This window comes from Streptomyces sp. NPDC001843 (assembly GCF_042891955.1).
Lineage (GTDB): Bacteria > Actinomycetota > Actinomycetes > Streptomycetales > Streptomycetaceae > Streptomyces.
The window spans coordinates 20,703-46,582 of sequence record NZ_JBIATQ010000028.1; the positions used below are offsets into that span (position 1 = coordinate 20,703).

24 protein-coding genes and 5 pseudogenes are annotated in these 25,880 nt (G+C 70.2%); 9 read left to right on the plus strand and 20 right to left on the minus strand.

The features are described from left to right. Window positions 1–79: 79 nt before the first annotated feature. A pseudogene (locus ACFYZQ_RS39155) lies at window positions 80–781 on the plus strand (transposase); the annotation flags it as partial. A gap of 200 nt (window positions 782–981) precedes the next feature. Here ACFYZQ_RS39155 and ACFYZQ_RS39160 read toward each other — a convergent pair. Next, entirely contained in the window at window positions 982–1,329 is a 348-nt protein-coding gene (locus tag ACFYZQ_RS39160) for a hypothetical protein (RefSeq protein WP_389158889.1), read from the minus strand. A gap of 288 nt (window positions 1,330–1,617) precedes the next feature. Between ACFYZQ_RS39160 and ACFYZQ_RS39165 the strand changes: the two genes are divergently transcribed. Beyond that, window positions 1,618–4,488, plus strand: a complete 2,871-nt coding sequence (locus ACFYZQ_RS39165) for a CHAT domain-containing protein (RefSeq protein ID WP_389158892.1) — start codon at window positions 1,618–1,620, stop codon at window positions 4,486–4,488. A gap of 20 nt (window positions 4,489–4,508) precedes the next feature. Here the strand turns inward: ACFYZQ_RS39165 and ACFYZQ_RS39170 are convergent, their stop codons facing one another. From ACFYZQ_RS39170 to ACFYZQ_RS39230, 13 genes and pseudogenes are all read right to left on the minus strand, one after another. After that, a complete protein-coding gene (locus ACFYZQ_RS39170; RefSeq protein WP_389158895.1) occupies window positions 4,509–6,521 on the minus strand; it encodes a caspase domain-containing protein in 2,013 nt (670 codons plus the stop codon). A 103-nt stretch (window positions 6,522–6,624) separates the two neighbouring features. Further along, a complete protein-coding gene (locus ACFYZQ_RS39175) occupies window positions 6,625–8,883 on the minus strand; it encodes an AAA family ATPase (RefSeq protein ID WP_389158898.1) in 2,259 nt (752 codons plus the stop codon). After that, window positions 8,880–9,524: a Mov34/MPN/PAD-1 family protein gene (locus ACFYZQ_RS39180; RefSeq protein WP_389158901.1), complete on the minus strand. Its 645-nt coding sequence runs from the start codon at window positions 9,522–9,524 to the stop codon at window positions 8,880–8,882. The genes ACFYZQ_RS39175 and ACFYZQ_RS39180 overlap by 4 nt, the downstream gene beginning before the upstream one ends. 35 nt (window positions 9,525–9,559) lie before the next feature. After that, window positions 9,560–10,882 carry a hypothetical protein gene (locus tag ACFYZQ_RS39185; protein WP_389158904.1) on the minus strand — a complete coding sequence of 441 codons (1,323 nt, stop codon included), beginning with the start codon at window positions 10,880–10,882 and terminating at the stop codon, window positions 9,560–9,562. Further along, complete coding sequence (locus ACFYZQ_RS39190; RefSeq protein ID WP_389158907.1) at window positions 10,863–11,351, minus strand: hypothetical protein; 489 nt, start codon at window positions 11,349–11,351, stop codon at window positions 10,863–10,865. The genes ACFYZQ_RS39185 and ACFYZQ_RS39190 overlap by 20 nt, the downstream gene beginning before the upstream one ends. Then, window positions 11,351–11,779, minus strand: a complete 429-nt coding sequence (locus tag ACFYZQ_RS39195; protein ID WP_389158909.1) for a hypothetical protein — start codon at window positions 11,777–11,779, stop codon at window positions 11,351–11,353. Before ACFYZQ_RS39195 ends, ACFYZQ_RS39190 begins: the two co-directional genes overlap by 1 nt. Further along, window positions 11,760–13,541, minus strand: coding sequence for a ThiF family adenylyltransferase (locus ACFYZQ_RS39200; RefSeq protein ID WP_389158912.1), 1,782 nt, complete (start codon window positions 13,539–13,541; stop codon window positions 11,760–11,762). The genes ACFYZQ_RS39195 and ACFYZQ_RS39200 overlap by 20 nt, the downstream gene beginning before the upstream one ends. Beyond that, window positions 13,531–13,794, minus strand: coding sequence for a hypothetical protein (locus ACFYZQ_RS39205; RefSeq protein WP_389158914.1), 264 nt, complete (start codon window positions 13,792–13,794; stop codon window positions 13,531–13,533). Before ACFYZQ_RS39205 ends, ACFYZQ_RS39200 begins: the two co-directional genes overlap by 11 nt. A 340-nt stretch (window positions 13,795–14,134) precedes the next feature. After that, on the minus strand, window positions 14,135–14,293 hold the full coding sequence (locus tag ACFYZQ_RS39210; protein WP_389158916.1) for a hypothetical protein: 159 nt from the start codon (window positions 14,291–14,293) through the stop codon (window positions 14,135–14,137). A gap of 214 nt (window positions 14,294–14,507) precedes the next feature. Continuing rightward, window positions 14,508–14,912, minus strand: a complete 405-nt coding sequence (locus tag ACFYZQ_RS39215) for a hypothetical protein (RefSeq protein ID WP_389158959.1) — start codon at window positions 14,910–14,912, stop codon at window positions 14,508–14,510. 100 nt (window positions 14,913–15,012) lie between these two features. Further along, window positions 15,013–15,141 (minus strand): annotated as a pseudogene (locus ACFYZQ_RS39220) (hypothetical protein); the annotation flags it as partial. A gap of 462 nt (window positions 15,142–15,603) precedes the next feature. After that, window positions 15,604–15,744 (minus strand): annotated as a pseudogene (locus ACFYZQ_RS39225) (IS5/IS1182 family transposase); the annotation flags it as partial. Window positions 15,745–15,809: 65 nt separating this feature from the next. Continuing rightward, window positions 15,810–16,550, minus strand: a complete 741-nt coding sequence (locus tag ACFYZQ_RS39230; RefSeq protein WP_389158919.1) for a helix-turn-helix transcriptional regulator — start codon at window positions 16,548–16,550, stop codon at window positions 15,810–15,812. 84 nt (window positions 16,551–16,634) lie between these two features. Here ACFYZQ_RS39230 and ACFYZQ_RS39235 point away from each other — a divergent pair, with 84 nt between their 5' ends. Beyond that, window positions 16,635–17,516: an NAD(P)H-binding protein gene (locus ACFYZQ_RS39235; protein ID WP_389158922.1), complete on the plus strand. Its 882-nt coding sequence runs from the start codon at window positions 16,635–16,637 to the stop codon at window positions 17,514–17,516. A gap of 9 nt (window positions 17,517–17,525) precedes the next feature. On the opposite strand, the pseudogene ACFYZQ_RS39240 reads toward ACFYZQ_RS39235, so the two are convergent. Further along, a pseudogene (locus ACFYZQ_RS39240) lies at window positions 17,526–17,642 on the minus strand (IS5/IS1182 family transposase); the annotation flags it as partial. A 220-nt stretch (window positions 17,643–17,862) separates the two neighbouring features. After that, window positions 17,863–18,306: a large conductance mechanosensitive channel protein MscL gene (gene mscL / locus ACFYZQ_RS39245; RefSeq protein WP_389158925.1), complete on the minus strand. Its 444-nt coding sequence runs from the start codon at window positions 18,304–18,306 to the stop codon at window positions 17,863–17,865. Between the two features lie 838 nt (window positions 18,307–19,144). On the opposite strand from mscL, the gene ACFYZQ_RS39250 reads away from it, so the two are divergent. Continuing rightward, window positions 19,145–19,723: a hypothetical protein gene (locus tag ACFYZQ_RS39250; RefSeq protein ID WP_389158928.1), complete on the plus strand. Its 579-nt coding sequence runs from the start codon at window positions 19,145–19,147 to the stop codon at window positions 19,721–19,723. A gap of 290 nt (window positions 19,724–20,013) precedes the next feature. Here ACFYZQ_RS39250 and ACFYZQ_RS39255 read toward each other — a convergent pair whose 3' ends face one another. Then, window positions 20,014–20,538, minus strand: coding sequence for an AAA family ATPase (locus tag ACFYZQ_RS39255; protein ID WP_389158931.1), 525 nt, complete (start codon window positions 20,536–20,538; stop codon window positions 20,014–20,016). 50 nt (window positions 20,539–20,588) lie between these two features. Here ACFYZQ_RS39255 and ACFYZQ_RS39260 point away from each other — a divergent pair. Then, window positions 20,589–20,699 (plus strand): annotated as a pseudogene (locus ACFYZQ_RS39260) (IS5/IS1182 family transposase); the annotation flags it as partial. A gap of 16 nt (window positions 20,700–20,715) precedes the next feature. On the opposite strand, the gene ACFYZQ_RS39265 reads toward ACFYZQ_RS39260, so the two are convergent. Both ACFYZQ_RS39265 and ACFYZQ_RS39270 read right to left on the minus strand, forming a co-directional pair. Beyond that, window positions 20,716–21,453 (minus strand): hypothetical protein, encoded by a 738-nt coding sequence (locus ACFYZQ_RS39265; protein WP_389158934.1) that lies wholly within the window; start codon window positions 21,451–21,453, stop codon window positions 20,716–20,718. A 329-nt stretch (window positions 21,454–21,782) separates the two neighbouring features. Continuing rightward, window positions 21,783–22,115 (minus strand): hypothetical protein, encoded by a 333-nt coding sequence (locus tag ACFYZQ_RS39270; RefSeq protein WP_389158937.1) that lies wholly within the window; start codon window positions 22,113–22,115, stop codon window positions 21,783–21,785. Between the two features lie 524 nt (window positions 22,116–22,639). Between ACFYZQ_RS39270 and ACFYZQ_RS39275 the strand changes: the two genes are divergently transcribed. The 4 genes from ACFYZQ_RS39275 to ACFYZQ_RS39290 all read left to right on the plus strand — a co-directional run bounded on the left by ACFYZQ_RS39275 (window position 22,640) and on the right by ACFYZQ_RS39290 (window position 25,172). Beyond that, window positions 22,640–22,765, plus strand: coding sequence for a hypothetical protein (locus tag ACFYZQ_RS39275; protein WP_389158940.1), 126 nt, complete (start codon window positions 22,640–22,642; stop codon window positions 22,763–22,765). 215 nt (window positions 22,766–22,980) lie between these two features. Further along, window positions 22,981–23,592 (plus strand): hypothetical protein, encoded by a 612-nt coding sequence (locus ACFYZQ_RS39280; protein ID WP_389158943.1) that lies wholly within the window; start codon window positions 22,981–22,983, stop codon window positions 23,590–23,592. Window positions 23,593–23,857: 265 nt separating this feature from the next. Further along, entirely contained in the window at window positions 23,858–24,040 is a 183-nt protein-coding gene (locus ACFYZQ_RS39285) for a suppressor of fused domain protein (RefSeq protein WP_389158956.1), read from the plus strand. A 244-nt stretch (window positions 24,041–24,284) separates the two neighbouring features. Further along, window positions 24,285–25,172, plus strand: a complete 888-nt coding sequence (locus ACFYZQ_RS39290; RefSeq protein WP_389158946.1) for a neutral zinc metallopeptidase — start codon at window positions 24,285–24,287, stop codon at window positions 25,170–25,172. Between the two features lie 129 nt (window positions 25,173–25,301). On the opposite strand, the gene ACFYZQ_RS39295 is transcribed toward ACFYZQ_RS39290, so the two are convergent. Further along, entirely contained in the window at window positions 25,302–25,778 is a 477-nt protein-coding gene (locus ACFYZQ_RS39295; protein ID WP_389158950.1) for an AAA family ATPase, read from the minus strand. Between the last annotated feature and the right edge of the window lie 102 nt (window positions 25,779–25,880).

A 25,880-nucleotide genomic window follows, 5' to 3' on the forward strand; every position in this document is an offset into this window, starting at 1 on the left:
TGGTGGCGGGCATTTTGCCTGTATGGGTGGGGTGTTGAGGGCTGAGCCGGTGTGAGTGGAGACCTTTACCGGGTTGCGGATGGGGCGGTTCGAGAAGCTGCTGCGGGTGGTGCGGGAGCGGGGTGGAAACGGCCCCGGCGGGGGCCGGCCGTGGTGTCTTCCGCTGGACGAGCGGGTGCTGCGGGTGGCCGTGTACTACCGCACGAACCTCACCATGCGGCAGCTCGCCCCGCTCTTCGGCTGCTCAACCGCCACCGTCTGCCGTGTCATCCAGCGCCTGCGACCGCTGCATGCGCTGGAGCCGGCACCCAGGCCGGTGCCGGGCGCCGACCGGTTTTGGATCGTGGACGGCACCCTGCTCCCGGTCCGTGACCGGCAGGTCGCAGCCTCCTCACGCAACTACCGGTTCTCGGCGAATGTGCAGGTCATCATCGACGCCGACACCCGCCTGGTGGTGGCCTCGGCCCGGCCGGCGCCCGGCAACAAGGCAGACGCACACGTCTGGCGCGCCTCGGACCTGCCGGCCGTGGCGGCGGGCACGACCGTGATCGCGGACGGCGCCTGCCTGGGCACCGGGCTGATCGTCCCGCACCGCAGACGACCCGGACGTCCCCTCCTGCGCGGCCAGGAGGAAGACAACGCCGAACACCGGCGCGTGCGAGCCCGCGTCGAGCACACCTTCGCCCGGATGAAGAACTGAAAGATCCTCCGTGACTGCCGCCAAAGGGGCGACGGCCTCCACCACGCCGTCCAGGCCGTCACCACCATGCACAACTTCGCCTGCGTGACCCCGTCGGCGGCCTGGCCCGCGAGGCGTTCTCGCCCAGCCTCATGTCCGGCCGCCGGCGTCCTGCACACGCTCCTGCGCATGCATCCCGCGGCGGATCTGCCCGATCCCCTCCAACTGACCTGAACCCGGAACAGCGGGCGGGGACCGTGACTACGTGTGGCAGCTCCACAGCAGACCCAGCACCAAGTCCCTCACCCGGCGCCGGGGCTCATCGCGCGCGCTTGCTCAACCGGTGACGTCCCGTGGTCTACGTCGTACGGCTCGACCGGGTCCAGGGGCGGTTGGGCGGCGTGTACCAGCAACGGGTGGCACAGGTAGACATCGCCGGGCCGGCCGGTGGCGAAGGCGATCGAGCAGTGCTCGGTCGCCGGTATGGCCCGCGTCGAGATCTCCACCATCGTGAGGCCGTACTCGCCGTAGGGTGCCAGCAGGGGTGCCACGTCGAGGTGCGAGCCAACCCGGATGCGGGTGGGCGCGTCGTTCTCGTCGGTCTCGGAGAAGAGGAAGGGCATGAGCAGGGCCCGTCCCTTGGATGCCACGTTGACGCGGTAGCTGAAGTAGTCGCCCGGGTCGGCGTCGCCTTGGAAGCTCGCGTCGAGGTGCCATCCATCGTCGCCGGGTGGCGCGGCGCTGGGGAACCGGATCGGGAATGTTCCAAGGCCGCCGCGCGGCGCCCACCGGCCCGGCCCAACCGACTCCTGGCACGACCTGGCCAGAAGCCGGTCATCGTCTGTCACTTCCTGTCCGCGTGGGCATCGGCGGGCACGCCCGGCATGGTTTGCCGATACCGTCGCATGGCGTCGGCATACGGAGCGCAGGGGGGCGCCATGACTGATGTGCCAGGGACTGACCCGCTGGAGGCGCTCGTCACGAGAACCGCACAGGCCGTCGAAGCCCTGCCACCGGAGGAACGAATCCCCTGGGTCTTCGCACGGTGCTGGATTCACGCCTGCCGTTACGAATCCCTCAGCCGGGACGCTGACATCGACCAGGCGCTCGCGGACTTCCAAGCCCTGCCGTTCGAGCTGCCCGGCCGGGCGAAGCTGGCGGCGGTCCTCGCCGCCGCAATGCTGAAATCAGGCCGGCTGCTGGGTTCTCCCCGCCTGTCCTGGGCCGTGGCCCTGGCGGACGTCGCAGACACCGATCCCGCACCGCTGCAGGACTGGCCGGTGCTGTCCGCCGCCTTGCACGCGGCCGATCTCCTGAAGGCCGCGGAGGAGAGCCGCCGCGGCTTCGACTCCCGTGCGGCGGCACAAAAGCTGGAGGAATTCGCCGGTGTCGTCGGGGATGCACAGCCGTACGCCGACCTGGTGAGAACCGCACAGCTCGCCGTACAGCATCTGCTGGTGCAGGAGAATCCCACCGCGGCCGAGGCCCGGCAGGTGACCGAACACATGCGGGAGTTCTCCGACCAGATGGCCGATCGACCCGCCTCCGTGCGCGATCGGGCCGAGATCATGCAGCTGATGCTGACCATGCACGCGATGAGCGTGCGCTCCGACTTCACCGGCCTCGAACGACGCCTCGACGAATTGCGGGACAGCGCACAGCGCTGTCCTCCCGGCGATCCGATGGGCGGGTGGCTGGAGCAGATGGCGGACTCGACCGCCGCTCTTCTGGCACTCCTTCGTCACGCGAGCCCGGGGCGGAACCAGACCGCGGGTACCGGCGGAGCAGCACTCACGGACGTACAGGCCCTCCTGCACAGGTTCCGGGAGACAGCCGCTCAGCCCGGACATGACGACCGGATGCGCGCGTTCCATCTGGCCCAGCTCGCCATGGCCGAACTCCTCGTGGACACACGTCAGTCGGTGGACGATGCCATCAGCCACCTGACCGAGGCGCTCGAACTCAGTCCGGCGCACGACCCACGCCGGCCCTTCTACCAGATCAGTGCCGGCACCGCCTATCTCCGGCTGGTCGAGCTCACGGGCGACCGTCAGTCCCTGAAGGCCGGCACCGACCTGCTGGAACAGGCCCGGGACGCCACCGCGTCGAGCATGCACATGCTGTGGACCTCCGTCACCATGCCGCTGGCGCACGCCTACCGGCTCTCCGGCCGTATGGAACTCGGTCGCTCGACCGCACTGCGCGGGCTGCGCGGACACGCCTGGAGCGTGCTGCTGGAGTCCACGGCGGACGAAATGCAGGCCATCGCACGGCACGCGGCCGGGGACGCCTTGTTCACCGCCCGGTGGTGTCTAGAGGACGACGCCGCGGAGGACGCGGCCGTCGCCCTCGACGCCGGTCGTGGTCTCATCCTCTACGCCGCGACCGAGACCCGCGACCTCACGGCGCGTCTGACAGCCACCGGGCACGCTGAGCTCGCAGCGGAATGGCAGCGGGCCCGGGCCGCCGCCCCGGCCGGCGAGGTCCCCATGGACCTGCGCCGTCGGGTGATGACGGCTCTGTCGGGTGTGCCGGTGCGGGATGACGGTGCACCGGTGGCCGACCTGGGCGAGGGCGCCTCTCGCCTGCTCGACCCGCCCGACGGACAGGAGACCCGGGCCGCCCTGCGGGCCCTCGGGGCCGACGCCCTCGTCTACCTCATGCCCGGCGACGAACTCGACGGCGCCGCCGTCGTGGTGCCCGTCGACGCTCCCGCGAGCTGGCTCCGGCTGCCCCGGCTGAACGACTCCGGCACGGCGGCGTTCGACGGCTTCCTCACCGACGCCGCCCGGGGAACGGCCGACGGAAACACCGACCGTCGCGGCAGCGCCCTGCGGGATGCCGTGGTCAGTGCGCCGCAGGTGCTAGACGGCATCTGCGAGTGGGCCTGGGACGCGGTGATCGGTCCGCTCTTCGAGCGTCTACTCCTGCCCGCGGGCCGCCCGGTGCGCTTGGTCCTCATCCCCTTACGGGAGCTGGCCCGGGTGCCCTGGCACGCGGCCCGCACCCGGGCGCCGAACGGCACCTGGCGGTACGCGATGGAGCGAGCCGTCTTCTCCTACGCGCCGTCCGCGCGGCTGCTGTGCGAGACGGCCGGGCGCCAACCCGTCCCGCTGACCGAAGGCGGACTCGTGGTGGGCGACCCGGACACGGCCGGCGCGGCGCGCGAACTGCCCGGGGCACGTCTGGAGGCCCTGGCGGTGAGGGACTGCTTCTACCCCGACGCCCGTTACATCGGCAGGATGCCCGGCGGCGAGCCCAGCCCGGAGGGGGCCGGGACCGCTGCGGAGGTGTTGCGCTGGTTCTCGGGTCCCGACGGCGGTTCCATGGTGCACCTGGCGTGCCACGGCATCGTCGAGGAGAGCACCGCGCCGGGTGAGAGCTCCTATCTGCTGCTCCATCGGGGCGAGCATCTGGCGGCCGAACGTGTTCTGGACGCACTGGTGCGGGGTCCGGGACGGGATGTCGCACTGGCGGTCCTCGCCGCGTGCAGCACCGGCCGGTCGGGACGGGGCCATGACGAGGCGTTCAGTCTGAGCACCACCCTGCTGGCGGGCCGGGTCCGGTCGGTGGTGAGTGCGACCTGGAGCGTGGAGGACGCCGCGACTTCCGTACTGATGTTCCTGTTCCACCACTACCTGCGGGCGGAGGGCATGCGCCCGGCCGACGCCCTGCACCACGCCCAGCTGTGCATGATCGGCCGCCGGGAAGAGCCTGCGACGATGCCCAGCCACCTGCGCGAACAGCTGCGCACACATCAGGAGTCGGATCTCGCCTCCTGGGCGGCGTTCGTACACATCGGATGGTGATGCGCCGTCCGGGCGGCCGCTCAGACGGCGGGGACATGGACGATCACCGGCAGGATGCCCGTGGTCCAGTCGCCCGCCCTGGGCCGCACCGGCTCGGCGTCCCGGTGGAGCGCGGCAAGGCCCAGCCGGTCGAGGACGCCCTGGTATCCGCCCGTGCCGGTACGGACGGCCGTCGCCTCCGGCTCGCCGAGCCGGCCGAGCACGAACCCGGCGGACGAGAAGGGTGTCTGCGCCACCAGGACCTTCAGCCAGTCGGTTCCGCTGGCACCGGGCGCCGGCGGCCGGCCGGGCGGCAGGCTCATGGTGATGGCCCTTCCCCAGGCCGCTGAGGCGGTGCGCCCGGGAGCGATCCAGTCGCCGGAGAACAGCTGGGGGTGGATGCGGAACCGGTCGGTCAGGTCGAGCAGGGCGCAGTACAGACGACGGTCCGTGGCATTGCGCAGCCGTACGAACACCTGGGGCGCCTCCCAGCCGGCCGGCCCCCGGTGGTAAGCGAGGTGTACGGCTCCGTCCGGACCCGGTCGCAGCGGTGGACGTGTGCCCAGGTCGACGGACTCGTCGCGAGCGGCGGCCACCACCTCCACGGAGACGGCGTTGGCCAGCGCGGAGACCGGGTTGTGCAGGCTCTTGACGCGGTGCCAGCGAGCCATGTGTTCCAGATCCGCGACCACGCGGGACGCTTCTTCCGCCGTGCCGCAGGGGGACTCCGGGGCGAGCGGGACGCCGTCGCTCGCACAGATCCACGCGGTCGCCGGACGGGGCACAAGGACCCGGAAATCGGGCAGTTGCTCCGTCTTGGCGGTGTCGACGGCACGTATGTGGGGTGACGGCAGTCCACCCGGTCCCGCGCTGCCGAGGGCAGTGCTGACCAACTGGGCGACCTGGGCGGCGTGCCTGCTGTCGTTCTGCAGTGCGACCGTGCCCGCGGGCAGTGGGACGCTCGTGAGGACCACGGGGTGCTGTCGGTCCGGATGTGGTGTCCAGCCGATCGGCTCGACCACACTGCGGTCGGTCAGCACCTGCGTCACCACGACCTCCTGCAAGGGGTCGGACCCGGGCCTGGCGAACCGGACAGGGTCTTCCGACGTGCTGGTCGGCACCCCGTGGCAGGCTCCCGCGTCGACCTCCCAACGACCGCGCAGTCGGCGCAGGGTCACCGGTGAGCCGTTCGCGCTGACCGGCCCGCCGAGGAACGGGCGGTCGACCACGGCGTCTGCGGCCGGGGACAGCACCGGTACCTGTCCTTGGGCGCTGTTCTCGACCCGGCAGCGGGCACCGGTCAGCAGTTGCCGGTAGGTGGCCCCGGGGCCAAGATCCCTCAGCTGTTCCAGCAGGGCCAGGCTGAACAGGCCGCGAGGTCCATCGTCGGTGGGGATCTCGACGGCGTACTGGTCGGAGTGGCAGGCTGCCAGCAGTACGTGCGGGTTGGTGTCGGAGCCGTCCGCCGTCGCCGTCCTGCCCGGCCGGGTGCGAAGCTCCTCCAGCAGGGCCGAGAGTGGTGGTGGCGTGGTCGAGGCCGGATGGTGGCGCACCCGCAGGGGCTGCTGACCGGACGGCGCGGCCAGGCACGGGGTGAGGGGCGCGCGAGTGCCGCTGTCGGCGTGGCAGCAGTCGAGCACGGCCACGAAGTGGGTTCCTCGCGCGGTGATCTCCTCGATGAGGACGGCCAGTTCCTTGTCGTACAGGTCGGGCGTGCCATCGTGCCTGCTGTCGGCGCACAGCAGGGTCTGCAGCATTCCGGTCGGCTCGAGGTGCGCGAGTTCCGGGGGCACGGGGGCTTGCGAGCCGTGGCCGCTGAACCAGAGGAGCGCGCTGTCCTCCGCGGTGGCCAGGCCCAGATGGTGTCGGAACCCGGCGATCACGGCCCGGCGGGTGGCCTCCGCGTCGGTCAGGCTGAGGATGCTGAGCTCCGCGTCCGGGCCCCGGCGGCGCAGTTGGTCCGCCACGGCCATGACGTCCGAGCGGCAGCCGTGCAGCGGCATGACCGGTGCCTGGTAGGCGTCGATCCCGACCAAGAGGGCGTAAAGGGTCACGCAAGCAACCTGCTTTCGGGTGTGGACGGGGCCTTCGCGGCAGCATCCGGGTACATGGCGGTTGTCGGAGGAAGGGGTACGGGACGGTCCGAGCGGCGCTCCGTCAGGCCGGGCGGTCGCCGGGCACGGCCGCCGCAGCTCGTTCGCCCGAGCCGGCGGTACCGGTCCAGGTATGACCGCGGACCGTGGCCAGGCCGTAAAGCACGTCGTCGTGGCTGACCGGGAGGAGCTCCTGGAAACGGCCGCGGCGCAGCGCGGCCAGCCGCGCTTCCCGGGCCACCATCGCGATGGCGGCTCCGGACATGCCGTCCGACCTGCTCGCGTACTCCGGGATGCGGTCCTCGACCGCACCCTGCGGCAGGTACAGCGCGAACAGGGCCTCCCGGCCCGCCGTATCGGGTAGGGGCACCTCGATGTGCAGGCCCAGCCTGCCGGGTCGCAGCAGTGCCGGATCGATGCGCTCGTGGTTGTTGGTGGCGCCGACGACGGTGACGTGCCCGAGATCCTCGAGCCCGTCGAGTTCCGCGAGGAGCTGGTTGACCACCCGGTTGGCCGCGCCGCCGTCACCGCTGCCGCTGGTGCGTCGCGGTGCCAGGGCGTCGACCTCGTCGAAGAAGAGAATGCTCGGGGCGAGGTGCCGGGCACGCTCGAACAGATCCCGCACCGCACGCTCCGACTCGCCGAACCACTGGTTGAGCAGCTCCGGACCCCTTACGGACAGAAAGCGGCGCTCGCACTCATGCGCCAGCGCTCGGGCCAGCAGCGTCTTGCCGGTGCCTGGCGGACCGTGGAAGAGCACCCCGCGCTCGACACGCACCCCTGCCTCGGCGAACAGCGCGGGGTCACGCAGCGGGAGGAGCAGGCGTTCCCGCAACTGGGTGACGGTGGCGTCGAGGCCGACGACATCGGCGAAGCCGGTTGTCGGCAGCTCGGGGATCACCCCGCCGATCGCGGACGGGGTGACCATGGTCAAGGCGGCCGTCCAGTCCGCTTCCTGGATGCGCAGGGCGGAGACCGGCTCCGGCAACCCGCCCGGGGACAGGGGTCCTTCCTCGCCCGCAGTGCGCAGGTCCTCCACGGCGTCGTCTCCGGGCGACGCGACGGCGGCCTCCTGCTCCAGCACGTCCAGCGGGAAGGCCCGGCGCAAGGCTACGCGCCCCGCCTCATGGCACAGGGCCGCCAGGTCGGATCCCACGAATCCGGACGTACGGGCCGCCAGCTCGCGCAGCAGCTCGCCCCGCGCCATCTCGTCGTCTATGGCCAGGGAGAGATCCCGGGTGTGGATCGCAAGGATCGCGCGGCGGCCCTCCTCCGAGGGCAGTGGCATGCGAATTCCCTGACCGAGTCGGCCCAGACGGCGAATCGCGGCATCCACGTCGTCGGGACGGCTGGTCGTAGCGATGATCACCGGCCGGTCCGGCCGGTCCAGCAGTTCGTGCAGCAGCCCCAGGAAGGAGCCACCCGGTACGGGGGTGTCGCGGGCCGGTGCCAGGTAGTCGATGTCCTCGATGACGACCAGTCGCGCCGGTTCACCCTCGGCGACCGGGCGCAGAGCCTCACGCAGCGCGGCCTCCGCCTCCTCCCGCTGCTGGGTGACCAGAGCCGGCCCGCGCAACATGACGGTCTCCACCCCGTCCTGGGCACAGCGCGCGCTGACCGCCCGGGTGAGTGTCGTCTTGCCGGTGCCCGGCGGACCGTGCAGCAGGATGCCTGCCGGGGCGTACACACCCAGGCGGCGCAGCGCTTCGGACCGTCTGAGCGGCACCTCGATCTCCCGGCGCAGCAGCGCCACCACATCGTCGATGCCGCCGAGGTCCTCATAGCCAGGCCACACCGCGCGCAGTGCGGGAGAACGCTGGACGCTGATCCTCAGCGAGGGATCGACGGCGGCTACGGGTACGTCGATGCCCTCGGCGAGGACCCGGTCCACGACGTACTCACCGCATCTGTCGCCGCCGTCGCCTGCCGCGCCCAGCGGGCGGTGGGAGAAACGCAGCCCCGGATAGAGGGGGTAGAGGCCGGCGGCGAGGAAGTCGCGCAGTTCGGCACCGGATGCCGTCGTGCCGCGCAGCAGGTTCAGCCGTACCTCGCCGGCGGGGGGAACGGTCCCGCGTTCCACCTCGACCCGGACCTCGGCCCCCTCGCCGCCGCGCAGCGCCGCGCGCTGCCAGCGGTCGAGCGCGATCTCGGCCGCCGTACCGAAACGGTCGGTGAAATCCCATGCGGCCCGGCAGTAGATGGCGGCGTCGGACGTGGCCACGCGCAGCAGGTCGCCGGCCCTTGAGTCCGGCACGTTGGTGTAGCAGTGGCCGTGGATCACCACGTCGTCCGCGAGAGCCCGGACCGTCACGATCGTGTTCACCGCTCCTCCTCGGCCGGTCCCGCGGCGGGCCTGGCCCGGACGGCACTGATCGATATGACCCCGGCGGAGCCGACGATGTCCCACAGACCGCGGAGCCCGGGGTCCACCACTCCGCTCAGCGCGTCGGCGAGCAGGACGCCCTCGTCGAGCATGAGTCCCTCGGACTCGTCGCGGACCCGGATGGGCCGGGGCGCGCACCGGTCTCCCCAGGCGCGGATCTGGCTGCTCTGCGCGAACGGGTCGGCGACAAGGGCGACGGCGGCCGCGTCCAGGCTGGTCCAGGTCGTGAGGGTGTGGCGGTCCTGGTCGGAGAGGAACACGCCCATGCGTGGATGGCTGTGCACCCAGCCGAGGACCGTGGTGCCGTGGTCACCTCGCTCGGTACGTCGTACATCACTGAGGGTCTCGTGCACTCCCTCGATCACCCCGGTGTCGAACGAGCAGCGGGTCGCGGTGGAGACTCGCTGGGGTGGGAAGACCGCTGCCGTGATCTCGACCGGTCCCGTGGACCGCTTGCCGACCAGTACGCCGCCGCGCTCGGTGGTGAAGCGGGCGAAGTACGCGAGCAGGGTGCGGCCCCACTCCCGGTCGAAGACCACGTCGTCTCCGGCGTGTGCGCGGATCAGTGACCTCAGCATCATCCGTTCCTGGGCCGATTGCGGGGCATGTCGGTCGGTCAGGTGGGGCACGGTTCCGCTCCAACGAGCACGGTGGGCTGCGGGGCACCCGACGACCGGTAGTGGTCGAGGACGGCTTGGCGGACGGCTGTGGCCGTCTCGGTGGGCAGGACGCCGCCGACCAGGCCGATGCGCAGGGCCTTGCCGTGGGCGTCGAACACCCCGATCTGGTCGCACAGTTCCTGCTCGGTGACGTCGATGACGACGGGCCGGAACTCCGGGTCGAGTGCCCGCCAGTTGGCCGAGGTGGCGTGGTCGGTGGCGGACAGGAACACCGACAGGCCGGGGTGGGTGTGCAGCCAGGTGATGCTGACGACGTCCTGGTGGTCGGGTCCGAGGGAGTCCAGCGCGCCGCGCACCCGTTCCACGTCGAGGACGGAGAACTCGCACCGGACGGAGGTGGCCGAGGTCTGCTGCGGCAGAACGGCGCCCACGATGGTCCACAGTCCGTCCTCCGTCCGGGCTGTGAGCGCGAGGCCGCCCTGTTCCTTGCGGCGGTCGGCGGGTTCTCTGAGCGCGTCCGCGAGATTCCGCCACAGTTCGGCGTCGATGCCCACCTGCGGGGTGCTCGGCTTCGGCTCCGGTTCAGGGTCTTGCCGCGGCGTCGTATCGTCGGCCGGGTCCGCCGGGTCCGTGACCTGCGGGGCGGGTGCGGTGTCGTCCTGGTCTTCCTGGTCCGTCGGCGTGTCGGGCGGGGCGGCTGGTGTCGCCTCGGCCGGTGCGGCGTCGGTCGACGAGGCGCCGGGAGCAGGCTTCACCGCGTCGTCGTCCGGAGTGTCCACGGCGGGCCGCTCCGGTGTCTCCTCGACAGCCGCCGGCGCCTGCACGGCCGGTGTCTCCTCCGCAGTCCGCGGTGCCGGCTGCGCCGGTGACGCGTGCGGGGCGTGCGTTCGCTCGTCGGCAGATCGGCCGTCACCGCCGGACCCGGTGTCCCGGTCGGTCCGAAGGGTGTGCAGCAGGAGGCCGGCCTGCGCGAGGGCGATCACCGGGATGACGGCCCAGACACCGGCGGAGTCGCCGCGCCGCAGCAGCGCGACGGAGAGGGCGGCGAGAGCCGCACAGGGCAGCAGTGCTGCGAGCAGAGCATTGCGGATGTCGGGGCCGGTCTGTGGACCGGGCGGATGCGTGGTGAACCATTCGGAGGTGCCGAGCCAGGCCGTCACGGTCGCCGCGAGACCCACCGCAGCTGCCCGGCAGCCACTCGGCACGGCCCAACCGACGGACAGGAGATAGGAGGAAAGGAAGAAGGCGGGGCCGACCAGGGTGACGGGCAGGGCGAGCCGCAGACTCAACGCCCGGTGTTCAACGTGCCGGACTGTCATGATTCTCCGTGTTCAGAAGCTGTTTGACGTATTCGAGCGCGGCACCCAGCGTGCGGTTCGACGGTGAGGCGCCCGACCATGCGTCCGCGTAGGTGAACCAGCACACGTACGGCAGTCGCATGCCGAGCCAGGGGCACCACGCGCCGTCGTCGGCCGACCGCCAGATGTTCACGTGCCGGATCTGGACGTCCGTCGGCGCGGTGATCCAGACCGTCGGCAGCCTCCGGTGCAACGCGCTGACGTCCAGTACCAATCCGTAGTCCTGTCGGATCCACGATCCACCGCCGGCGATGCCCCGCATTCCGACGGTGACGGCGACCACGTCGGGCTGTCCGGTCAGGGGCTGCGCTGCGAGCAGCGCCCGCCACCGTGCCATCAGCAGTGTGGTCGGCCGGGTCTCGCGCGCCAGGACACCGATGCCCGGATGGTCCCTCCGCAGCGCCAGCACCTCCGCTTCGGTCACCGGCATCAGCGGGCCCTGCTGTCCATGTTGGCGTTGGCGAGGACCTGGCGCGTCGCCTCGAGGAAGTTGGACAGGGTGCGGGCCGGCTGGGGTTGGTGCTGCCAGGCCGTGCCGGTCGTCCCCCAGCACAGCAGGGGCAGCCGTGTCCGGGTGAAGGGGCACGTCTCACTGGGGCGGAAGATGTTGACGTGCTGAATCTCCGGGTTGGCGGGGGAGAACACCCAGACGGCGGGCAGTTCTTCCCGTAGTCGTGTGACGTCGATGAGCAGGCGGTAGTCCTGCGGGCGGTGGCGCCTGGGGAGATTCGCGGATCCGAGAATCCCGCGCACCGTCACCGCGATGCTCGTGACCCAGTTGTCCCGGTCCGTCGCCAGCGGTTCGAGGTCGAAGAACTGGCCCTTCGCCTCGAAGAACTCATGCGGGGGTATGGCCACGGTCGTCCTCCTGTCCACTCGTGCCGACCAAGGGGTCGCCCAGGTGGGCCGGGCACTCCTCGGGGTCCCGTTCACCGGCCCGATGGCCGGTGAGGGAGGCCGTGGTCCCGTCCCAGACGTGGAAGCGCCTGACCCGGTCCGCCGCCCCGGTCAGCGTGGCGATCAGCGTCGCCGCCTGGGTGGCGCCCACGATCGCCGCGCTGGTGACGAGTGACGGGATGGGTACGCCGTCGACGATGTCCGTGCAGGAGCGCCGTACCGGGTCGTCGGCGATCGACGCTCCGAGCCAGCACACGAGGCACATGCTCGATGTGCCTGGATCGCAGACGTGCACGCGGCCGGTTAGTCCGTCCACGGCGCCGTTGACGAGGGGCAGCTTGTGCCGTTCGGCGAGTACGTTCAGCGTCCAGCGGGTCTGCTGGTTGTCCGGGCACGACAACACCGCCCAGGCCATGGCGAGTTGCTGTTCCAGCAAGGCACGCAGCCGAGTGGCCTGGGCCAGTTGTGCCTGCAGTTCCGGGCTGCCTGCGAGCGCGCCGATGTCGACCACGGCTGAAGCGGTGAGCAGGTCCGGGCCGATCACGGTCGCCAGGGCCTCGACCTCCAGCCCGGGGTTGATGGCCCGCAGCCGGGCGGCGGTCCGCTCGGCCTTCGCGGCGCCGACGTCGCCGTCCCCGAACAGGATCTGGCGGTTGAGGTTGTGCAGTTCGACCCTGTCGTCCATGTCGATGACGGTCAGATGTCCCACGGTGCCGCTGGCGGCCAGGACCCCGGCAGCCCAGCCGCCGAGAGCCCCCGCGCCGCACAGGACCACCCGGGCGTCCGGGATCGGCCGCGGCTCCCAGTGCTCGGAAAGGGGGCCCGCGGCGTCGGGGACGATGTCTGCCAGTGGAGACCAGAAGCATGGCTGAGTGCGCCGGGGCGGCCGCCGCGCGGGTACGACGGCGACCGGCGAGCGGGTCCGGTTCGAGTCCGGCACCGCCACGGAAGCCAGTACATGGTCGTCATCGACCACCGCGGTCACCCTGGGCCGCGCCGGCTGCCCGTCCACCTGCACGGTGAAGTCGTGCGCCTGCCCGGCCGTGGCCACATGCTCCAGTAGGCCCTGCAGATCCGGCTGCGGGTTGTCCCGCGCCATCAGGGACTTCGCGGCGGCGCCGATGCCCGGTGCGCGCACCATGAGGCGCTCCTCGGTCCACTGGGAGACGACCGCTGGGCCGTCCACGAGTGCGCCCAACTCGACTAGCGCGGCCTGGGCGAGCAGTCCCCCGCACACGGCTCCCAGCGCGGCGGTCAGCGGGCCCGTCTCGTCCGCCGCGTCCGGCAGGACATCGGGCCCCACGCTGACGGCCAGGGGCAGCACCTGCCCCCAGACGTCCACCGTGCCCCAGGCCGCGGCCGCTTCCGTCTCGGCGGCCCGCGGAACGGCCAGGACCAGTTCTCGCGCGTCCCGTGGCCGTGAGTCGGCGAACACACGGACCGAGCCGTTCATCTGGTGAGTGCGCAGGGCAAGGGCCTGGTCGAGAGGCGCACCCAGATCGTCGGGGCAGAGCAGGAACTGATCGGCGAGGTCCTGCTCTTCGACGAGCCGCTCCATACCGACGAGTCTGATGTGCCCGTGCCTGCTTCCAGCGCCCATCATGGCCAGGCATTGGAGCAGGTAGGTCAGGGCCGCGCCGGAACCCCGGACGGCGATCCGTGCGTCGGCGACCAGATCCTGGACGAGGACGCCGCTCTGCCGTACGTAGCGCTCAGCGGACACGGCGCACCCCGGCCGTGACGCCGCCGACGACATTGTCACCGGGCAGTCCCACGGACAGGACGGTGTTGGCGTAATCCTCGACCGGCCTGTCGTCCACCACCTGTCCGTTCTTGTCCCGCACACTGAAGTCGCTGCCCGCTGCGATGAACCCGCTGTTGTCGACCGCTTGCCGGACCGTCTGTCCCGGCTGGACATCAATGGCCTGGCGAGCATTGGAAATCGCATTGCGCAAGGTAACCGTCGTCGTGCTCATGGAGATCTCTTTCTCTGTGTGGAGCTCGGCGCCAAGGCGCGAAGGCACGGAGAGAACGCGGAACGGCAGGCCATCGGATGCCGACGACGCGGCGCACGAAAAAGGCTGCCGTGTGCGCCACGGAATTGATACTCACTCGCCGAAGAATCCCCCCGAATTCGACCAGACCCCCTGTCACCCCTCGGGCGCCAAGTATGAACCGACTACCCGCTTTTCGTGAAGGTAATTGACGAGACAATATGGCACGTCACCTTTCCAGGCGATCTTCTTCGACCACTCATTCGATTATGTGACGGGAGTGGCGATTTCTTAGCACAAACGTTCCAAGATAAGTCTTTCGTCAGTCCTTGCCGACGACGACCACCTCGTCCTCGGCCCTCCAGTGGCGCCGCTCGGCTTTGGGCGGGTTGATCCGCAGGCCGTGGCCGGGACTCGTCGAGGAGTCGTCGTGGCTTCGGTAACCGATGGCGCATTCGCCGCGATGGCGTGCCGCGGCCACGACGGTGGCGAACGACGTCTCGACCCCGGCAGCACGTAGTCGGCGGCCGGCCGCATGCGGACCCCGGCGCCGTCGGCGGAGAACAGTTCCTCGAACACCGCTGCCAGGTGCCGGTTCTGGGGAGTCTGTGCCATGAGCAGGCCGATCAGCCTGCCGCTGATGATCACGTCGGCTCCGGGACTGATGGGCGCCAGCGCCCGGTTGCTGTCGTCGATCAGTTCGGTGACGACGGCAGTTCGCGTCCGCTGGTCTCCTCCAGCTGGCGCAGAAGCACGAGGGTGACGAGCGTGCGGTTGTCGGGGTCGTCCGGCCGTTGTCCGGGAGCGAAGTCCTGGCGGAGCACGATGAGGCTGTCATAGGAATGAACGTCCAGACGCCGCAGGGTCTCGGGGCGGGTGACGTCCCCGTGGTGCAGGGTCAAGGTCAGGCCGGCGCCGCTGTCCGCGTCCGCCTCGCTCACCTGCCGGACCGTCGCCTCACCGCCGTTCGCCACCACGTCGACGGCCGATCCGGGCCGGGCGCGGCGGCGCAGCTGCTCCACGACGAGCGGCGCTCGGCGATTCCAGCCCAGCAGGAGCACCCGCTCCGGTCGCGCGGGCGTGGCAGGGCCGGACGCCATCGCCGCCTTCTCGGCCAGCTCCCGCGCAGTCGTCCGTCCAGGCTGTGTCGTCGTCCGGGGCGATGACGATGATCAGGTCGTCCTCGGCGATGGAGGTCTGCGGCGGCGGGTTGAGCAGGTGGGTCTCTCCTCGCATGATCCCGACGACACTCGACGTCGGGTAGGACGTCAGAGCGTCCCCGAACGAGCGCCCCGCCAGGGCCGGCTCCTTCGAGCTCGACGCGCTCATGTCTGACGGCTTCGAGGAACTCTGGCGTGTCCAGCCGCAGGAGTTGATCTTCGAGGTCTTCGGGCTCCTCGGTCAAAAGCCTGGCGGTGATGTCTAGGTTGAGCCATGCCTGCCAACGCTGCCCGGTGATGTCCAGCCCGGTCACGAGAGCGAGGGAACTGTCGGAGACGTCGGCGACGCAGGCCGGTGCACTGCTCCACTCAACCAGGGCGGGCAGGGCCGCGTCGTCCCATGTCCCGGAATCGATTTGGAGTGTTTGCCAGCCGCCCGACCGTGACTCCCATGTGTGCATGACCGCCTAGAGTTCTCACGTCGAGGCTGTAGAACACGGGAGCTTCCAACAGAGGGCGGTTGCTGCGAGCGAAGACCAGGTGACCCGAGAATCCCTTCGAGATGGTGAGCGCACCTCATGGACTGCCGCTGACAACGCAGGCATGGTCAGCATCTGCGCGGTCGGCCCGCTCATCTGTCGAGACGGCGATACCCGATGAGGGCTGCGGCGATGGCAACGAACGCGAGGAAGTGCTCGGCTCTGCGCTCATAGCGGCGGTGGGTGCGGCGGGAGCCGACGAGCCAGGCCATGGTGCGCACGACGGTCCAGCGGTCCGATCGCCACGTTGTCGAAGACGGACGTTCAGGATTACGCGGGTCGTACGCGAACGTCGACGTCATCGAGCAGGCTTGGCGGCTGAGCGGAGTGAGCGTGAAGTGGCGCGGCCGAAGTCGGTGGTCAACCAGTGTTCGATGGACACATCAGGGAATTCGTGGGGCTGGTAGGTGCCCGCCACCGGGGAGATGTCGGTGACTCGGTCGAGGCGAAAGGTGCGCCAGTCGTCCCGGTCGACATCGAACGCCACGAGGTACCACTGGCCGGCGCGTAGGAAGTGGCGGTATGGCTCGACCAGGCGGGTGGACGGTCGGTCGTGCTGGTCGATGTAGCGGAATCGGAGCCTGCTGTCCTCGGCTACCGCGTCGGCGATGACACCGATGGTTGCCGCCGAGATCGCAGCGTCGGGCTGCTGGAGCACCTCGGTTGCGAGGTTGGTGGCGGCTGCGCGGCGGCGCAGGGGTCGGGGCAAGATTTGGTCGAGCTTGAGCAAGGCGCTCGACGCGACCGCCTCCTTGGGGAGCCAGGTGCGGATCACGTGCAGTCCTGCTACCAGTGCAGTGATCTCGTCGACGGTGAACAGCAGCGGGGGGACTTTGATTCCAGGGCTCAGCCGGTAGGTGCTGCCTGGTCCCGGGCGGGCCTCGACGGTATACCCGAGCCGGCGTAGCCGCTGGGCGTCGCGTCGTATGGTGCGGACGCTCGTGCCGAGCCGTTCGGCCAGGTCGGCAGCCGTCCAGTCGCCCCCCGACTGCAGCAGAGTCAGCAAAGTCAAGGTTCTGATCGTCGGGTCGAGGTCCATGCCCGCAGTCTTCCAGGAGAGGAGGACAGGTTCAGGCCTCCTCAGGTCCTAGCCTGAAGCCCAGTAACTGGACGAGAGGAAACAATGCAGATCGCTGTCACTACCCCGACCGGTAACGTCGGCCGCCATGTAGTCGCCACGCTGATCCGCGCCGGGGTCCGGCCACGCGTCTTGCTGCGCGAACCTGACCGGCTGGCTCCCGAGTTCCAGGACGAGGTGGATGCCGTGCCGGTCGATCAGTACGATGTCGACGCGGTGGTAGCCGCCACTGAAGACGTTGGCGCGCTGTTCTGGGTGGACCCGACCACCGGCAGCGAGGATCCCCTCGCCGACTACGCCCGCGCCACCAGCAGCGTGGTCCGCGCTGTCACCGACAACCGGATCGGCCGTGTCGTCTTCCAGAGCAGCGTCGGCGCCGAGAAACGTCACGGCGCCGGCGAGATCGACGGCCTAGCACACACGGAAACTGCTTTAAACGACATTGGCGTCGACGTCACCCACCTCCGCTGCGGCTACTTCTTCACCAATCTCGAACTTCAGCTCGACGCCTTGCGAGCCGGCACCCTCCAGGTGATTCTTCCGCTCGACCTACCCATGGCCTGGGTGGCGCCTCGTGACATCGCCGAGGTCGCCGCCACCCGTCTGCTTTCTACCACCTGGTCCGGACGGTGCGTGCAAGCAATTCACGGACCCGCCGACCTCACCTGGCGACACGTCGCCGAAATCCTTACTGCCGCCACTGGTCGGCAGATCAGCGTCGAACAGATCACCCACGACGCCATGCGCACCCAGCTCCGCCAGGCCGGGATGACCGACGGATTGGTCGAGGCCGTGCTCGGAATGTCGACCGGCCTGCGCGAAAACTTCGTGCCCGAACAGCGCCGCACCGTCCAGACAACCACCCCGACGACCCTCGCTGCCTGGGCCTATGACCATCTCCGGCACCAGATCGTCGACGCCTCGTAAGACGTCGTCTCATTTGGTGAGTCTGCGGTAGCAGATGAGGGTGCAGGCGATGCTGGAGAAGGCCAGGAAGTGCTCGGCTTTGCGCTCGTAGCGGCGGTGCAGGCGGCGGCAGCCGGCGAGCCAACTCGCCGCCCCGGCCCGTGCGGGGTACTCAGCCGAAACGCCGCAATTCCCGGGCGGGCGACGCCAGTGCCCGCCCGGTGCATGCACCCGACGGCCTCCCCGCGGGCTGGAGGGAAGGCTGAGCGGAGCCGACGTTGGATGCCCTGGCACAGGCGGTAGCTACGGTCACCGCGGACGTGCCCGCGACGGGCCCGGCAACGCAGGCCGGGCCATGGAGGTCGGGTCACCCGGCGCGCTGGGTTGTCTCCCCGGCCTGAGCGGGCACGGCAGGCAGGGAGACGGTGCAGGAGGCGCAGCGTCGGGCCTGGGCGGGTACGGGGCTGAGGCATTCGGGGCAGTCCCGTTTGGGGGCTTGGACGTCTTGGTGCGGGGCGAGGCGTTCGTGGAGCTTGTTGATCGGGAGCACGACCAGGAAGTACAGGGCGCTGGCTAGGAGGAGGAAGCTGATCGCCGCGTTGATGAAGGTGCCGTAGGGGAACTTGGTGGCGCCTACTGTGAAGGTCTTGCGGGCCATGTCGCCGGTGGCACCGGTGGCCAGCCCAACGAGCGGGGTCAAAAAGGCGCTGACGAAGCCGTTGACGACGGCGGTAAACGCCGCTCCGATGACGATGCCGACCGCCAGGTCGACCACATTGCCGCGCAGGATGAAGCTGCGGAAGCCCTTCACCTTTACACCCTTTCAAGTCCATGACGTCGACGGGCGACGCCCCGGCTCCTCACCCCGGATGCCCTGCCACGTCTCACCCATACCTGCTGCGTGGCGGCACCACGGCCGCCGCCGGCTCGCCGAGGCCATCCTCTGCATCGCTGTCGTCCGTCTCACCCAGCTCGGGCCAGTGGCCGAACGGTCACTCTTGGCCGGGCAACGCACCCAGGTCTGGCACGTCCTTTGGGGCGCTGACTGGGTAGATCATTCGCCCATCTCCTCGCTGACCGGCCCGGAATGCCGCCGACGGTCTGCGATCGACCGCTCAAGTCTTGGTCGCAGACGGGCCGATCCCGGGCTCGTCATGCCCGGTGGGCCTCCTCGCAGGAACGCGGTATGGGCTCGGCCGTCGGTTGCCGGCCACAAGGTGCGTGGAGTCATGGCTCGATCGGTGCCACGACCATGCTGATCACCGTGCTCAGAGGCGCCGCCCGGTGCGGCAGTCTGCCCGCACCTCCTCGTCAACGTGTCGCGCTCAGGTCACTCGGGCGGGTCCACCCGTGATTGGAGTTATGGCCGGCTCACTTCGTGGCGTTCGAACCAGGACGTACGCGACCGGTGGCCGTACCAGCGGTGCCGGGCGGCTCTGGAGTCCCTGTTCGCCGCCCGTCGGCTCTTCGCGCCGTGGACGTTGTGTCCGTCGACCACCGACCCGGCCACCGCGCGCGAGTGGCTGTAGAGGATCGGTCGGGATGGACGGGGTGGTCTCCAAAAGGCTCAACGATCCCTACCAGCCGTCGGTCCGGGGTTTGTCACGAGGGGCCGGGACGTTGTCGGTGGCGGCCGGTACGTTGCGATCGTGGGTGTCTATCTGGTGAGTATCACCGCGCAGGACTGGTCGCAGCCGGGCGAGGACGGGTACGGGGACGTCGCCGCCGCGCTGAACACCGAGCTGGAGCGGCGCGGGCTGCCCCCTTACGAGCTGCGGCGGGCCGAACGGGAGGCGCCGGGCTGGTTCGAGGAGAAGGTCAGCCCGGCCATGGAGGGCTTCGTGGCGCTGTGCAGGACGCTGCTGACCGACGCGGAGCTGTCGGCCCTCCTCGACTGGAGCGTGCTGGTGCCGTTCGCGCTGGAGGAGGAGATCGTGCTCCCCGTCGGCACCGCGTACTCCGGCGAACAGACAGCGGTCGCCGGGGCCCCGCGGGTGCTCGCCCTGGCCGAGCGGCTGGCCGGTGCCGTCGGACTGCCCGTGGACGCGATACCGGCGGGCGAGAACCTCGCACTGAGCCTGTGGTTCCTGGAGGGCGCGGCGGAGCGGACCGCCCGGGTGCGGCCGGGACCATGGGCCGAGGACCGGGACGCGGCCTTCTACGTGGCGCTCTACCTGCGCGCCGCGCAGTACTCCCTGCGGTACGGCTGCCCGTTGACCTACTCCTGAGCCACGGCGGCGGCCCGGCCGGAGAGGCCGTATAGGGGCCGGGGGCCGTGTCCGCCGCGCGCCCGAGCCCGCGTCCTACCGGAACACCGCCGCGTTGCGTGGTTCCCGGGAACCCAACGGTAGCGCTGCACGCGCCCGACCGACCAGGGCCCCCACTCCGGCCCCGGGCACGGCGCGGACAGTCCCAGTCCGGCCGCCGGGCTAAACGGCGGTTAGGGGCCTGTCCGGCGGATCATTTCGGGCTAGTGCAGGCACGCCCGGTAAGGCTGAGTTGTCGGGGGCCGCGGCAGTCACGCGAACGACGGCCACCGGTCGGCGGCCCACTCCCGCCAGCCGACCCAGCCAGGCGGCGGGCCAGCAACCCTGCGGCCCTCCAGCTCCGCCGCGTCGGGCTCCTCAAAATGCGCCTGCCCGTGCAGGATGTCGGCCTCGGACATCGGCAACGTCTCCTCGGGGGTGGTCGCCCAGCGGTGGGCGATACGGGCGCGTTGGGTCTCATCGTCCACCGGCAGGTAGACCATGCGGAAGCACGCCTCCTCGGCCTCCACCAGCCAGCGGATCGCAGACCGTTCGGCCCGTGACCAGCAGCCGTAGTCCACGACGACGTTGGTGCCCAGTTTGACCGCCTCCAAGGCGAGCCAGAGCATGCGCCCCTCCAGCACGTCGCGCTTCCCGTCCGCCTCCGCCTCGCCGAACAGGGGAATCATCCAGTCGTCGGGCGTCAAACGCAGCGCGCCGTGCTCCGCGGCGAGCTGCCGAGCCCGCGTGGTCTTTCCGGCCCCTGGCAGGCCGACCATCAGGAACAACGTGGTCACACCCAGATCGTGGCAGGGAAGCCAATCGGGCGACCACCGCTTTATCTACCCGATCACAGGCTGAGCCACAGGCGGACGGGGGCCACGGACTCGGCCGTTCGCGTGGCGGTCTGACCTCCAAGATCCACCTTGCCGGGGAATGGGGCCGGGGCATGACCGGGATGTAGGCGGGACAGGTCACCCGTGACTCGGCCCGGCCGCCTTCCGCGCTCCGCTGACGAGCATCAGTGCGGCGACGGCCGACCCGGCACCGACCGGTGCGATCGGCCACCACGCGGGTGTCGCATCCCGTGCCGCCGAGAAGAAGATCAGGGCCACACACGAGGCCAGGCCGGCAACGACACCGAACGTGGCTGCGGCAAAGCGGTCACCCACACCCAGGCGGGCCCGTCCGCCTCGGCCCAGCACCCGCGCCAGCAGCGCGACGGCCACCACGATCACGTAACCCATGGCCAGGGGGTACAGCAGCACGGGGACGACGAAGAAGAAGCCGTCGCCGGTCCAGGCGCTGTGGACGACGTACCCGTCGATCTCCACGGCCTTGTCGTGCCACAGCCCCAGCCGCACCTGCCGTCCCTCGGCGAAGGACGGCCCACGGCTGTCCACCGACACCGTCCTGGTGCCACCGTCGCCCACACGCAGAGTGACATCCTGACTGAACCAGCTGACCTTCTCGTCACAGTTCGTGTCCTGGCCGGAGCCGGAGCAGCCTTCGTGGGAGACATCCCGGACCTCCACCACGGTCGCGTCCACGGTGTCCAGCCCTCCGGTGCCGCGCGCGACGGCGATGGCGGTCTCGTCGTAGGTCCGCACGGTGAAGAAGAGAACGAGGAGCACCATCGTCCAGCGGAACAGGTGGAGCGCCACACGTCCCCGCACCGATCGGCTCCGCTGCACCTCCGTGATCGCCGCCATGGCCGTTCCCTCCCCGCCCGCGATGCCCGCAGCATGCCCGCGCACACGGCAGACGACACCATGCCTGCGCCCCCCGTCCCGACCGTGGCCGGGCCCGTCCACGCGGCTCCGCGTAAACTGTCGCGGCTCTGCTCACCCGCTCATCAAGGAGCCCCGCGAGACGGGCGGGGCTCTTTGGGAACGCCCCAGCCGGCGCGCTCGAGACCAGCGCCACGCCGAGGGTGAACGGGCTCTTGCCCATGACGGGCCGTCCCGCCGCGAACCACGATCTGCCCCGCCCGCATCTTCACCACGGCATCGCGGCGCGCGCTCCTGCCGCCCTCCATCGATTACGGGCGGGCGTCCTTGAGCTGTGTCTGCGTGAGCCGGACAGGCTGTCCGCCCGGGGTGTACAGGCGCTTGATAAAGATCTGGAACCCGAGCTCCCTGATCCTGACTTCAGCCTCATTGGTGTTGTGCGGTTCGGCACCAAGGGCGGCGCGCACCAACGGGATCACCGGGATGAGACGGCCACCGATGTCGGCGACGACCCAGACGTCATTGGGGGCGTAGGCGGTGTAGTCGGGTTCCGTGCGGGATGCCTGAATGACGGCGGCGCGAGTCAGGGTGGCGGTATCGCCCGTATTCGTCCTGACGGTCGTGGCGCTGGCTGCCGCGTTCATGGGTCGGGCCTTCCGGGTTGAGAGTTGCTGTACAGGAGCGGCCCGCGCTGCGATCCGTCTGCGAGCTGACGCCGGTCGGGCGCACTCGCGGAGCACCGGGCCCGGCACACGGGGAACATTATGACCGGGTCGCTGACGCTGCGGCCGACGGTGAGCGCCAGGACATGACGACAGCGCCCCATCCTGCGTGTGGCTCGTGAGCGGGTGCCCCACCGCAGTGGCGAACCGTCGCACCCGTCCGAGCGCGCGATAAAGGAGTCATCGGGTGCAAGAGGCTCGCTTTCCGGCCAGTACTCACCGGTAACGGGCGCCGGGCAGGTGTGTAGGGGCATGATCGCGGTCGTGTACGGCGAAGACATGCGTGCAGTGGAAATGTTGAAATGTTGATGCATGAACCATTCAGCGGCGTGTGGATCTGCAACGACTTCGGCCGTGGGTCACCGGTGCGGACTCCACCGACGTGGACCGGACTGTTCTCAGAGCGCGCCTCGCCGACCGGTCCCCCGGGGTGAACGTTCCGCGTCGTGGCCCGCACCGGCGACGGCTACCAGTCCGTCATCGCTGTCGGGCAACTCGCCGACCCCGGCTGGGCCACGGATCCGGCAACCTGCCAGATACTGCCCGCCTATCTGCGCAACGCTCTCCCCTGACGCCGGCGAAGCCACAACGCGGCCGACCGGCCGATGGGCAGCGAGCTCGACGAGGAGATGAGCCCGGCCAGCCCTCCGGCGCGAGCACCACCGCGCGTGGAGGGGCCCAGGGGCACGGCGATACCGACCTGTAGGCGTCGACCGGCTCACCCATTGCTGGTGTCCATCCCTGGGAAACGGCCCACCAGCCCGAGCTGACTGGTAGGGATGACGGTATGGATGATCACCAGCCCGGCCCCGACGGCGAGGCCGCCCTCCAGCACGGCCGCGAACTGTTGGCCGCGGGCGACCGCGACGGCGCGGAGGAGCGATTCGCAGAGGCAGCCGAACTCGGCGTCCTGGACGCGCCTTGGCGGATCGCGCAGGCCTACCTCGAGGCGCACGATGTGCGCACCGCCGCGTGGATGCGCCGGGCCGCGACCTCCTTGAGCCAGCCCGGCGGCATCACCGTCGACCCCCACACACTGCCGATCACCACCATCAAATGCGAGGACTACGAGTTCCTTGCCGACCAGGTCTGGTGCGTCGCGGTCACCGACTGCGACCCGCAGGCGGCCGTCACGGCGCTGCGAGCTGCCGCTCCCTCGGTCGGCCAGGCGACCGAAGACGGCCGCGTACCCGCCGCCGACCAGATCGCCACCGCGCCTTACTACGCGAACTGCACCTGGGTCGACGAGACGAAGCTGACACTGACCCTGGACGCCAAGGACGGGGTCATGCCGATGCTTGCGCGTGTCGTCCTGACCGTCCTCGTGGCAGAGCTCGAGCGCACCGGTGCCACCCAGGCACGGCTTCACACCCCGCGTTCGGCCTGGCCCCTGTACTGAGGCGCGCCTCGTGGCGGTGGCCGATGCCCGTCGCATCAGGACCGCGCGCCGACAGCTGGGCCTACATCACCGCCGGCTACTGGTCCACGATCGCGACCGACGGCCACGGCCTGGAATCGTCCTCACGCCCCCGTCCGCGACGAGCGCTTCGCCGAGCTCTTGGTCATGACCGTCTACTACCACGCCGATCACCCGCCTCGACCTCGAGCACAGCCTGCCCATCGTGGAGCCCTGACTGCCCGGGTCCCACCGTGGCCACCTGCTGATCCCCCCCTCGGGCCTGGAAAAATTCGCGCTGGCCGGCGGACACGCCCGCGTTGTCTGGGTGCTGCCGGTGACGGCGGCCGAGATGGAGTACCGCCGCACGCACGGTCACGAAACCCTTGAACGGCTCTTCGACGAGTACGCGATCGTCCCGACCGACCCGCGGCGGCCGTCCGTCGCCTGAACCTCGCGGGCACGGTCCCGGCACCGGCGGCAGGCGGGGCGCCGCGCTGTGCGGTCGACGGCATGGAGGGGCCGTTGCCGCACGGCGGTCCGCCGTTCACCCACAGAGCGGCGTCGCGACGTCGCCCGCCGGCTCCTCCAAGAGGCGGAGCGGGAAGAGGACGGGATGGGGATGTCCTCGTACGGGGTAGGCGAGCGGGACGACGCGGGGCGGTCCGGCGCGCTGCTTGAGGGAGGGTCAACGTATGCAATTTGACGACGATGCTGCTCTGGACACGTTCGAGGTCACGGACGGGCGGGGAGGTGTGCTTGGCGGGATCCCGGGCGGCGGGAAGACCATCGGCGGGGGACTGGTCGGGCTCGTGGTGCTGGTCGCGTCCGTGCTCTTGGGTGTCGACCCCGGCATGTTCGGCTCGGGCAGCAGCGACACGTCCTCGTCCGGCAAGTCAGTCGCGGACCTCGCGGCGGACTGCCGGACCGGTGCCGACGCCAACCGCAAGGAGGAGTGCCGGATCGTCGCCGTGGTCGACAGCGTGCAGGCATTCTGGAAGCAGACGGAGACAGCCGCCGGTAAGCCCTACCAGCAGGCCCCCACGTTCCTGTTCACCGGCAGTGTGAACACCGGCTGCGGGAACGCGACTTCCGAGGTCGGCCCCTTCTACTGCTCAGCCGATGACCAGGTCTATCTCGACCTCGGCTTCTTCAACGACTTGAGCAGCAAGTTCGGCGCCAAGGGCGGCCCGTTCGCCGAGGCCTACGTCATCGCGCACGAATACGGCCACCACGTCCAGGACCTCAGCGGAACGATCTCCCGCGGCAGCGGAAAGGGCCAGAACAGCGGCTCGGTGAAACTCGAGTTGCAGGCGGACTGCTACGCCGGAGTGTGGGCCCACCACGCCACCACCACCCCCGACCCCAAGAGCGGTAAGCCACTGGTCACCGACTTGACGAAGGACGACATCAACCGCGGGCTGGACGCGGCCGCCGCCGTCGGAGACGACCGTATCCAGCAGCGCTACCAAGGCAAGGTCACACCCGACACCTGGACCCACGGCTCCGCGAGCCAGCGCCAGCAATGGTTCTCCACCGGCTACCGCTCCGGCCGCGTCGCCAGCTGCAACACGTTCAGCTGACCACACTGACAACCACGTTACGACGCCCGGCTATGGGTCGCCGCTGGTGGGCAGATGTGCCGCGCCGCGGTCGGTTGTTACTGAGGTTGAACTCGTGGTGGCAGGGGCTGATGGCTCGTCGCGCGGGCTTCACCCGCGCGGTACGGGCGTCGCGGATCGCGTTCTGCAGGGCGAGGCTGGCGACCCGGGTCCGCTCGTAGCTGCTCGACTCCCGGGGCGGTTTGCCGTCGGTGCTGGCGATCCACCACCGGTGAGGCCAGGCGAAGTCGGCCGTGTAGGTGAGCTGGTCCGGCGCCGGGGCCCGCCGAAGCCGGTGCTGCCGTCGCGCCCGAGTTCGGCCTCCCGGGCCTGCGAGAGCCGCTCGAGGAACGGCTCCAGGCGATACAGGGTGTCGACGAAGACGGTGGTACTGAAGCCTTCGGCCGCGAGACGCTGGTGGGAGTGGACCATGGCCTGGTGCTGGGCGCGGACGACGTCCTCAGGCACGCGCCGGTTGTCCGGCCGCGGGCTCTGGCGCTCCAGGCAGACCGACAGCCGTGTGGCGACGACGACCGCGACGGTCGGCATGCCGTGCCGTTTGGCGGCCATCACCAGCTCCACCCTCACGACCTGTGTGAACCGTTCCGGGTTCGGTAGGGACTCGATCGTTTGAGAGGATCGAGTTATGGCACGTCCTTCCCACTACCCGCTTGAGCTGCGCCGTCGTGC